The 10,113-nt window shown below is 44.1% G+C and carries 8 protein-coding genes; all 8 read left to right on the forward strand.

Translation table 11 applies throughout. The features are described 5' to 3' along the window. Nucleotides 1-35: 35 nt before the first annotated feature. The 8 genes from MKZ16_RS07100 (at nucleotide 36) to MKZ16_RS07135 (ending at nucleotide 10,109) form a co-directional block, all read left to right on the forward strand. Nucleotides 36-998, forward strand: a complete 963-nt coding sequence (locus tag MKZ16_RS07100) for an ABC transporter permease subunit (RefSeq protein ID WP_081382504.1) — start codon at nucleotides 36-38, stop codon at nucleotides 996-998. 12 nt (nucleotides 999-1,010) lie between these two features. Next, a complete protein-coding gene (locus MKZ16_RS07105) occupies nucleotides 1,011-1,889 on the forward strand; it encodes a carbohydrate ABC transporter permease (protein WP_042125254.1) in 879 nt (292 codons plus the stop codon). A gap of 80 nt (nucleotides 1,890-1,969) precedes the next feature. Then, nucleotides 1,970-3,544, forward strand: coding sequence for an ABC transporter substrate-binding protein (locus MKZ16_RS07110; RefSeq protein ID WP_042125256.1), 1,575 nt, complete (start codon nucleotides 1,970-1,972; stop codon nucleotides 3,542-3,544). Between the two features lie 122 nt (nucleotides 3,545-3,666). After that, entirely contained in the window at nucleotides 3,667-5,382 is a 1,716-nt protein-coding gene (locus MKZ16_RS07115) for a glycoside hydrolase family 66 protein (protein ID WP_081388058.1), read from the forward strand. Nucleotides 5,383-5,393: 11 nt separating this feature from the next. Continuing rightward, complete coding sequence (locus MKZ16_RS07120) at nucleotides 5,394-7,025, forward strand: alpha-glucosidase (protein ID WP_076107171.1); 1,632 nt, start codon at nucleotides 5,394-5,396, stop codon at nucleotides 7,023-7,025. Nucleotides 7,026-7,150: 125 nt separating this feature from the next. Then, the gene (locus MKZ16_RS07125) at nucleotides 7,151-8,200 is read left to right on the forward strand and encodes a Gfo/Idh/MocA family oxidoreductase (RefSeq protein WP_256715559.1); all 1,050 of its coding nucleotides are present in this window, start codon (nucleotides 7,151-7,153) and stop codon (nucleotides 8,198-8,200) included. Between the two features lie 15 nt (nucleotides 8,201-8,215). Beyond that, on the forward strand, nucleotides 8,216-8,944 hold the full coding sequence (locus MKZ16_RS07130) for a ThuA domain-containing protein (RefSeq protein WP_042125259.1): 729 nt from the start codon (nucleotides 8,216-8,218) through the stop codon (nucleotides 8,942-8,944). A gap of 46 nt (nucleotides 8,945-8,990) precedes the next feature. Further along, nucleotides 8,991-10,109, forward strand: coding sequence for a LacI family DNA-binding transcriptional regulator (locus tag MKZ16_RS07135; RefSeq protein ID WP_256715553.1), 1,119 nt, complete (start codon nucleotides 8,991-8,993; stop codon nucleotides 10,107-10,109). Nucleotides 10,110-10,113 lie beyond the last annotated feature (4 nt).

Genomic DNA, 10,113 nt, shown 5'->3' on the forward strand with positions numbered 1-10,113 from the left:
AATAAAGCCATAACCCAATAAGAAGGTGTGGAACTATGGCTTCGGAAAAAGCAACACTGACACAATCTGGCATCTCGCAGCGCAACTCAAAATGGAAAACCATATGGAAGTACAGAGCCTTGATCGTTCTGGCACTGCCAGGTGTGCTGTTGATGCTGATCAATAATTATCTGCCCATGTTCGGTATTTTCTTGGCTTTCAAGGACTTGAATTATACGGCAGGGATATGGGGAAGCAAATGGATCGGACTGGACAACTTTAAGTTTCTGTTTGCTTCAAACGATGCTTGGCTGATCATTAGGAATACATTGCTGTACAACATTAGCTTTTTGCTTATCAATACGATATTGGCAGTGATGCTGGCCCTTCTCCTCAACGAGGTCAAGAATAAATTTGCCTCTAAATTCTTTCAGAGCACAGTGATCCTGCCTAACTTTATTTCCATGGTCATTGTCGGCTACATCGTTTATGGATTTTTAAATCCGGAACTGGGGTTCATCAATAAATTTATTCTGGAGCCCTTCGGGATAGATCCTAGAAACTGGTATGCGGAAGCGCAGCATTGGCCTTATATTTTGACCATTGTAAACACCTGGAAGGGTGTGGGCTACTCGGCCGTAGTTTACCTCGCAGCCATTGTCGGGATAGACTCTGAATATTATGAAGCAGCCGTCATTGATGGAGCCAGCCGCTGGAAGCAAATGACGAAAATTACGATTCCGCTGATTGCTCCGATCATTATCATCATGACATTGCTGGCGATTGGCCGGATTTTCAACGCCGATTTCGGTCTGTTCTATCAGGCAACCATGGCATCCGGGATGATCAAAGAGACAACTGATGTTATCGATACCTATGTATACAGGGCGTTAATGGTTACCGGCGATACGGGACTCGCCTCCTCGGCAGGGCTGCTGCAGTCTGTTGTTGGTTTTACACTTGTCATTACCGTCAACCTGATTGTCCGTAAATTCAGCAAAGAAAATGCTTTGTTCTAAAAGGAGAAAACCATGGAAAAAAAACGAACTAATCCCTTTATCATTATTTTCCTGTCTTTGTTCAGCCTTGCCTGCTTGATCCCGTTTTGGCTTGTGTTCATGATCTCGGTTGCTGATGAAGACTGGGTAACTGTTAATGGATACAGCTTCTGGCCCGGCAAATTCAGTCTTGTCGCTTATCAGTATTTGTTTGAAGATGCCGAAAAAATATTGCGGGCTTATGGCGTTTCTGCCTCGGTAACGTTGATTGGTGTTGTCATCAGTTTGTTTGTGACTTCGGCAATGGCCTATGCGCTGTCGCGGAAAGAGTTTCCGCTCAGGGGGGCGCTGAGCTTCTACATCCTGATTACGATGTTGTTCTCGGGAGGCTTGCTGCCCTGGTATCTTATCTACACCCGGTTTTTGCATGTTCAGGATACGTTGATGGCCCTTATTATTCCGGGTTTGATCGGCGGCTTCAACGTTATCATCATGCGGACATTCTTCACGAACAGTATACCGCCTTCACTGATTGATTCTTCCCAGATAGATGGTGCAGGTGAATTCCGGACATACTTCAGCATTATTCTGCCGCTGTCCTTGCCTGTAATGGCTACAATTGGACTATTCACCACCGTATCCTACTGGAACGACTGGTTTACAAGCCTGGTCTTCATCCAGAATGAGAAACTGTTCTCTCTGCAATATCTATTGACCAAAACCTTAATGAACGCTTCGTTCCTGCAGACGATTGCGAATAAGGCTTATAGTTCCACCGCACAGGTCACAACACCGCTGGAATCCATTCGGATGGCGATGGCGATGATTGCAATCGGACCGTTGGTGCTGGTATTCCCTTTCCTGCAGAAGTATTTCGTAAAAGGTCTTACCGTAGGCGCTGTGAAAGGCTGATCCCAGCATAATGCTGGATTAGTATATGCAAGTAAAGGATTTAAAGAAAAACAGAAGTATTCCAGGGAGGTCTACTATTTATGAAGTGGTTGAAAAAGAGTTCTGTTGTACTGACATCGTTGGTGCTGACTTCAGTTGTGGCAACCGGCTGTGGCGGAAATAATGCTGCGAATTCTCCGGCGGGCACAGCTCAGCCGGAGGGGACGGCCAGCTCCGAATTGAAGCCTTACGAAGTCGTAATGGTATTCCCCGATGCGCCTCAGAATGACAATCAGCTGGTACAGGATGCAATGAATGATTATCTGAAAAAAACATATCCGGAAATGAACATGACGGTCAAATTGAATCCCATCGACTGGGGCGCATGGAGCGATAAAACAAACCTGATGATGGCCTCCGGAGATAAAATGGATCTGCTGTTTACAGCGGATTGGCTCGGATTCCAGCAACAGGTGACAAAGGGCGGCTTGCTGCCGCTTGATGATTTGCTCGCCAAATACGGCCCGGATATCGAAGCTGTTGAGAAGGATTATCATGATCCAGCTAAACGCGGCGGCAAGCTGTACGGTATCCATACCCACCAAGAGCTGGGCGGCACACAAGGGGTTTATTTGAACAAAGAGTTGGTGGACAAATACAACTTTGATCTCAGTGTCTTGAAGTCCGGAAAGGTCGAAGATCTGGAACCGATGCTGCAGACAATCAAGGAGAACGAACCGGGGATTACGCCTTTGGTAGCGCCAAGCTTCCCGCTTGAAGCTTACTATTCATCTACGAATCTAGATTCCATTGCAAGCATTGCGGTTATTAACACCGTGGGAACAGCAAAAGATGACTATACTGTAATCAACTCGTTCACTACTCCACGTTATATGGAGCTTGCCAAGCTGACCAACAAATGGTACAAGGCGGGGTATATTAACAAGGACGCACTGACACCAGGTCTGGATGCCTGGAAAAAAATTCAAGCAGGTAAAGGATTTGCATTTGTTACTGACATGGATATTATCGCTGATATGGAGATTGGCAAAGCTGCCGTTTCACCGAATGGTTCGATTAAAGCGGGCCGCGAGATGCTGCAGATTCCGCTCAATATTGACCGTCTGCAGACCGGAAAAATGACGGCAACCATGTATGCGATTTCAAAAAGCTCTGAAGATCCGGAACGCGCCATGATGCTGCTTAATCTTTTCTATAAGGACAAGGAGCTTCTGACCCTTTTCAACTTTGGTATTGAAGGAACACATTATGTGCTTAAAGACGGACAAATTGCGCTGCCGGAAGGCAAAACTACAGAAAATGTCGGCTACTACCATGATATTATGTGGCAAGTGGGCAATCAAATGCTTAACTATACACGTGTAGGCGAAGACCCGAATAAATACCAGAACTATGAGAAATTCAACGAACAGATTACCGCAAACCCTTCGCGGATTTTTGGATTTATCTTTGATCCGGAGCCGGTCAAAAATGAACTAATCTCGATCGACAACGCAAATAAAACCTTTGTTGACGGGTTGAAGTCCGGCCAACTCGATCCGGAAGAAGCTCTTCCTAAGATGCTGGAAAAACAAAAAGCAGCGGGATCAGACAAAGTAATTGCGGAAGCGCAAAAGCAGTTGGATGCTTGGCTGGCTGAAAACGGCAAGAAATAAGCAGAGTGTGATCAATAATTTCATTTGTTAAACGGATCTGACGGACAAAAGGGGCATAATGCGTTAGTTATGCCCCTTTTGATTGTAATGGATCATACAGCGAAGAGGAGTGGAGTATTCATATGGAATATTCGATGCTGACTTATATAGATATGTATCCCGATCAAGCCCAGTACAAATCCGGCCAAGCAGGCAGTATTATAGTCGAGCTGGAGACCCAAGAGGATAGGGTTCTGGAACTGGTTGTTGAGTTCTACAAATTAGAAAAGCAGGTTGCTGAAGAAACATTTGAGATCAGCCTGGAAAAAGGATTGAGACAAATTGCGCGCATTCCCCTGTTCACTGAAGATACCGAGTGGGCTGGGTACGGGGTCAAGGCTACAGTTTTTTACGATAAATTTGCAGTGTCAACAGCTTATACTTCGTACGATATTGCCGATCATTGGAGTCGGGCGCCTCGGTATGGATTCTTAAGCGATTTTCGCAAGGAAGAATCCGAAGAATTACGTGACGTCGAAAGTATGAACAAATTCCATTTGAATGTTATACAGTTCTATGATTGGATGTACCGACATGATGATCTTGTACCGCATCAAGATGAATTTCTCGATCCGATGGGTCGAATGATGTCCTATAAAGTTGTTCGTGAAAAATTGGCAGCCTTGCACGATAAAGGGATGGCGGCCTTGGCCTATGGGGCTGTATACGCGAGCCTTAAGGACTTTTTACAAGCACGGCCGGAATGGGGGCTTTATAATCGCCAAGGTGAGCCGTTTCAATTAATAGACTTATTTTATATTATGGACATCACACCAGGGTCCCCTTGGACTGATCATATTGTTGAACAATTCCGTCAAGCAGTAAAGGTAGGATTTGATGGAATTCATATGGATCAATACGGTTTTCCAAAGAAAGGGATACGTAGGGTCGAAGGAAGGGAAGAATTGGTTGATCTGGCGGAATGTTATCCGGCGCTTATTGATCGAACCAGCGCGGCAGTGAAGGAAATAAAAGCAGAGGCTGGGGTCATATTCAATAATGTGGGTAATTACCCCATTAGCAAAACGGCATCTTCAGATCAGGAAGCACTTTATATTGAAGTATGGCCGCCAATAGTCCGATTGCGTGAGCTTAAAGGACTTATCGATAATGCAAGATCATTGGATAAAGACAAGCCGATTATCCTCTCCGCTTATCTTCCCTCTTTTTACCCGAAAGCTGGACATGACAAGGAATGGGCTGAGAACGGGGCGCTACTAACGATGGCATCTATATTTGCTAGTGGTGGATATCATCTCTTATTAGGTGAGGATAATGGAATGCTGACGATGCCTTACTATCCCGATTATGCAGTGATGCGGCCTGAATTTGTCGTTGAGGTGAGACGCTACTATGATTTCATAGTGCGGTTTGGTACTTTGATACACAATACGCAATTGGAAGATGTGTCTTACACCTATACAGCAGGGGTTAATACCGAAATCACCTTCGAAGGCAGAGTGCCATTTGCACCGAATGGAGATATTGGCTCCGTGTGGACCATCATTAAACGGATGCAAGGTTATCACATCTTACAGCTAATTAACCTTGTTGGCCTTGAGGATGATTATTGGGAGCATGGTAAGAAAAAGCGTCCTGAAACTCAAGATGGAGTTGTCTGCACATTGCTGATTGAACAGCCGATTGAGTGCATCTTCACAGCCAGCCCTGATGATCATAACCAAGAAGTATGTTTTTTGGATTATGAAATTGTACCTCATGGACAAGGGCTAGCTGCCAGATTTACTCTACCGTCTCTGGAGGTTTGGTCCATGGTTGTAGTGAAATTAAGCGAATAGGAGTGCGTGATATGAATAATACAAGATGGTGGCAGACAGCTGTTATATATCAGATTTATCCTAGAAGTTTTCAAGACACGAACGGGGATGGAATCGGCGATCTCAGGGGAATTATCAACAGACTTGACTATCTCAAGCAACTCGGCATAACTGCAATATGGCTTAGTCCTGTATACAAATCACCCAATGACGATAACGGCTATGATATCAGCGACTACCAGGATATTATGACCGAATTCGGAACCATGGAGGATATGGATGATTTAATCGAAAGAGCCAAGCTACATAACATTCGAATTATTATGGATTTGGTTGTTAATCACACCTCCGATGAGCATCCCTGGTTCGTTGAAGCAAGTAAGGGAAAGGACAATCCCTATAGAGATTATTATATCTGGCGGGATCCTGTAGATGGCGGCGTTCCCAATTCCCTGCGTTCGACATTTAGCGGATCAGCTTGGGAATTCGACGAAGCGAGCGGTCAATATTATTTGCACTTGTTCAGCCGCAGACAGCCTGATTTGAACTGGGAGAACAGTAAAGTCCGGCAAGAGGTATGGGACATGATGAATTTCTGGCTGGATAAAGGCGTTGGCGGATTCCGCATGGATGTGATTGATCTGGTCGGGAAAATACCGGATCAGGAAATTACAGGAAATGGTCCGAAGCTTCATGAATATCTACAAGAAATGAACCGGGAGACATTCGGAAAGCATGATGTTCTGACTGTAGGAGAGACTTGGGGAGCGACTCCAGAAGTGGCGAAGCTATACTCCAATCCGGACCGTAAAGAGCTGTCGATGGTATTCCAATTTGAACATATTGGTCTGGATCAGCAGGATTGGGGAGAAAAGTGGGATCTAAAGCCCTTAGCTGTAAGCGAATTAAAACGGGTACTGGCGAAATGGCAAACTGAATTGGGAAACGAGGGCTGGAACAGTCTGTTCTGGAACAATCATGATTTGCCGAGAATTGTGTCCCGTTGGGGAGACGACAAGCAATATCGAGTAGAGAGCGCAAAGATGTTCGCGATTCTTCTACATTTGATGAAGGGTACACCTTACATTTATCAAGGTGAAGAGCTCGGGATGACCAATTATCCGATTCAGGATATCAGCGAAGCGCAAGATATTGAGACTATTAATATGTACCATGAACGGATTGCCCAAGGGTACAGCAAAGAAGATATTATTAATTCCATTAATGTGAAGGGAAGAGATAATGGCCGAACCCCGATTCAGTGGGATTGTAGTCCTAACGGAGGATTTACAACAGGAGAGCCATGGTTACATGTGAATCCGAATTATACGGAAATTAATATGGAAGCAAATCTGAAGAATCCAGATTCAGTTTTTCACTGCTACCGTAAATTGATTGAACTAAGGAAGAATAACCCAATCGTTGTATGGGGTGACTTTGAACTAGTGGCGGGCGTGCCGGATCAAGTATTTATGTATCTCCGCAGGTATGAAGAACAGACCTGGTTAATAGCAGCCAATTTTAGTGGAGAAATAACGAAGCTGGAATTACCAGAGCTGGGGCCGGTCAAAGAAATGATTATTTGCAATTATTCTAGAGATAACGTGGAATTTAAGCAACTACAATTACAGCCTTATGAGGCATTTGCTGTCAAACTCGCGTAGGTTAACTTGCCCGGTTTAGGTTTTTGGTATTGCTGCCTTCATAATTAAATTCTTCTATATATAGAAGAATTTCGTTAATAGCATGAAACAGAGGTGGAAGATTTTTTTTGAGAAAGGATAGGGTGGTGAAATTGGCAAAGCTGAAAATTGGTGTAATTGGTTTAGGTGGAATAGCAGACATGCATATTTCCGGTCTGTTGGCGAATGAAGAGGCGATCCTATGGGCGATTTGTGATTGCAAGGAAGAGGTACTAGCGAGAAGGGGAGAACAATTTAATATCCCGGAAGCACGAAGATATTTGAATTACAAAGAAATGTTATCGGACCCAGAACTTGAAGCAGTGACGATCGCTACGCCGAATTATAACCATTTTGAAATAGCCTGTGAGGCAATCAAGCATCGTAAGCCGTTTGCCCTAGAGAAGCCGGTGACTCTCGATGTACAGGAAGCTGCCGCGTTGCGTGATCTGCTGGCTGAGGCTCATCTACCGCATATGATTTGTTTCAGTTATCGGTACAAATCGGCAGTAAGATATGCGAAATGGTTAATCAGTCAGGGCAAAATAGGAGAGATCAAGCATGTCTACGGTCAGTATTTACAAGGCTGGGGGCTTAACGAGCGGCTTCCGCTAGTCTGGAGATTCAGAAAGAAGCTGTCCGGTTCAGGCGCGCTTGGAGATTTAGGTTCGCATTTGCTCGACCTTCAACGTTTTCTTGTGGGCAATGTAGAACGGGTGATGGCAGATGCCGATACGATTATCAAGGATCGCACCCTACTTGAAGGCGATGGCATGGGCGAGGTGGATGTTGATGATTTCTGTCATGTGCTGGCTCGGCTTGAAGGGGGAGCCTCGTCCACGATGGCCATTTCGAGATTCGCATTCGGGCGGGGAAACTTTCAGCAAGTGGAAATTTTCGGCGATCGGGGAGCGATTCTTTATAACCTGGAAGAAGAGGATGTACTATATGTTAAGTCTTCTGAGGATGGCGGCGAGGTCTTCATAAAAGTAGATATTCCTGAAGAATTTCATGTGGATCAAATGACATCTTTTATTAATCTGGTTAATGGACAGGGCGACGGATGCGACGCCAATATGGAAGACGGATATATAAACCAACATGCCATTGATTCAATTATTGTCTCATTAACTGAACAACGGTGGATTTCAATATAACGGGGAGGGCATATCATGTCTAAAATCAAAATTACAGTATGGAACGAGTACCGCCATGAAAGACACAACGAAGAAGTTAAAGCTATATATCCAGATGGTATTCATATGGCACTTGCCAACTATTTGAACACACAAGAAGATATGGAAGCAAAAACAGCGGTTCTGGATGATCCCGAACACGGATTAACTGATGAGGTGCTAGAACAAACAGATGTATTGTTATGGTGGGGGCATTTAGCCCATGATGAGGTTAGTGACGAAATTGTGGAAAAGGTACGTCAAAAGGTGCTAAATGGCATGGGATTAATCGTTCTCCACTCTGGACATAACTCCAAAATATTCCAATCTTTAATGGGTACCAATACTGGTGCTCTGAAATGGCGTGATGAAGGTGAGAAGGAGCGAATCTGGGTCATTGAGCCGGGACACCCGATTGCCAAGGGCCTTGGAGAGTATATTGAAATTAACAAGGAAGAAATGTATGGTGAACGTTTTGAGATTCCGGCGCCGGATGAGCTTATTTTTATTTCCTGGTTCGAAGGCGGAGAGGTGTTCCGTAGCGGATGCTGCTACAAGCGAGGACAAGGCAATATCTTTTACTTCAGACCAGGGCATGAGACTTTCCCGGTATACCACCAGCCTGAGGTACTTCAAGTCATTAGTAACAGCATTCGTTGGGCGGCAAAAGATGAACTTCCTAAAGTTTCTTACGGACGTGTAGCCCCGTTGGAACTTATTCCTTAAAGCGTGAACAATGGTCACCATATCATGATTATTTTGTGTCAAGACTTTGCTCTCCCTTGATAAGGAGGGCGAGTCGTTTGTTATTGAGATTAAGGGCTCAGAGGATGCAAACGTTTATTTTATAGTTAAATGCATTCGCAAGAAGGAGGAAAGTGTCATTACTCCAACAATTAAAGAAGTGGCTAAGGCAGCCAATGTTTCAGTATGTACAGTATCAAGGGTTATTCATAATCTAGAAGGTTACTCCCATAATACTAAGCTCAATGTACTTCAGGCTGTGGAAGAACTGGGTTATTATCCTAACGGAGTAGCTAGAGGACTCATTAATAAACAAACAAGAACTTTAGGAGTGCTTTTCCCCAGCGTAGCAAGTGATTTTTTTTGTGGTATTCTTCATGGGATTGAAAAGGCTGCCTATGATAAGGATTATATGGTCATTGTTTGCAATACTGGTGAGGATGGCAAAAGAACAAAAAACTGTCTGGAGATGCTCCAGGAAAAACAAGTGGACGGAGTAATATTTACAAGCGAAGTTTTGAAGGATGAATATTATCTTCAATTACGACAGAAGAAAACTCCCTTAGTGCTCGTCAATGCATATTCTTCAAAGTACACCATCCCTTTTGTAAAAGTAGATGATAAACTTGCTGCCTATCAAGCTACTTCCTATTTAATCAATAAAGGGCACTATAATATTGCTATGATTGCTGGAACGCCATCTGATATGATAGCGGGAATTCCTCGTGTGGAAGGTTACCGGCAAGCGCTCGAGGAACAAGGGTTTATATTTAACGAGGCCAGAATAGCTTACGGAGATTTTCATATGGAAAGTGGCCGTGTGGCTATGGAAAAACTATTGAGTGAAGCCCCGCCGTTTACTGCAGTATTTGCAGCTAGTGATGAAATGGCAATTGGAGCCATGGGAAAGGCCTTTGAGAAAGGGTTGAAAATACCAGAGGATCTTTCTATGATTGGCTACGATGATTTGATGGTATCAAAAATTATATCTCCTCCTTTAACGACAGTACATCAATCGTTGGATCAAATGGGGCGATTGGCGGTGGAAAAGTTATTATCTCTGATAGAAAAACCTCTGGAATTACCAAACAGCACTCTCATGAATCATTATATTGTTGAGCGGGAAACAGTGCGTACAATAATTTGATTTT

Source organism: Paenibacillus sp. FSL R5-0928, assembly GCF_037970385.1.
In the GTDB taxonomy this organism is placed as follows: Bacteria; Bacillota; Bacilli; order Paenibacillales; family Paenibacillaceae; genus Paenibacillus_AQ; species Paenibacillus_AQ odorifer.

Bases quoted from the DNA above. Each gene is read 5' to 3' on its own strand.
- MKZ16_RS07100 (WP_081382504.1), top strand. From the start codon at position 36: ATGGCTTCGGAAAAAGCAACACTGACACAATCTGGCATCTCGCAGCGC.
- MKZ16_RS07105 (WP_042125254.1), top strand. From the start codon at position 1,011: ATGGAAAAAAAACGAACTAATCCCTTTATCATTATTTTCCTGTCTTTG.
- MKZ16_RS07110 (WP_042125256.1), top strand. From the start codon at position 1,970: ATGAAGTGGTTGAAAAAGAGTTCTGTTGTACTGACATCGTTGGTGCTG.
- MKZ16_RS07115 (WP_081388058.1), top strand. From the start codon at position 3,667: ATGGAATATTCGATGCTGACTTATATAGATATGTATCCCGATCAAGCC.
- MKZ16_RS07120 (WP_076107171.1), top strand. From the start codon at position 5,394: ATGAATAATACAAGATGGTGGCAGACAGCTGTTATATATCAGATTTAT.
- MKZ16_RS07130 (WP_042125259.1), top strand. From the start codon at position 8,216: ATGTCTAAAATCAAAATTACAGTATGGAACGAGTACCGCCATGAAAGA.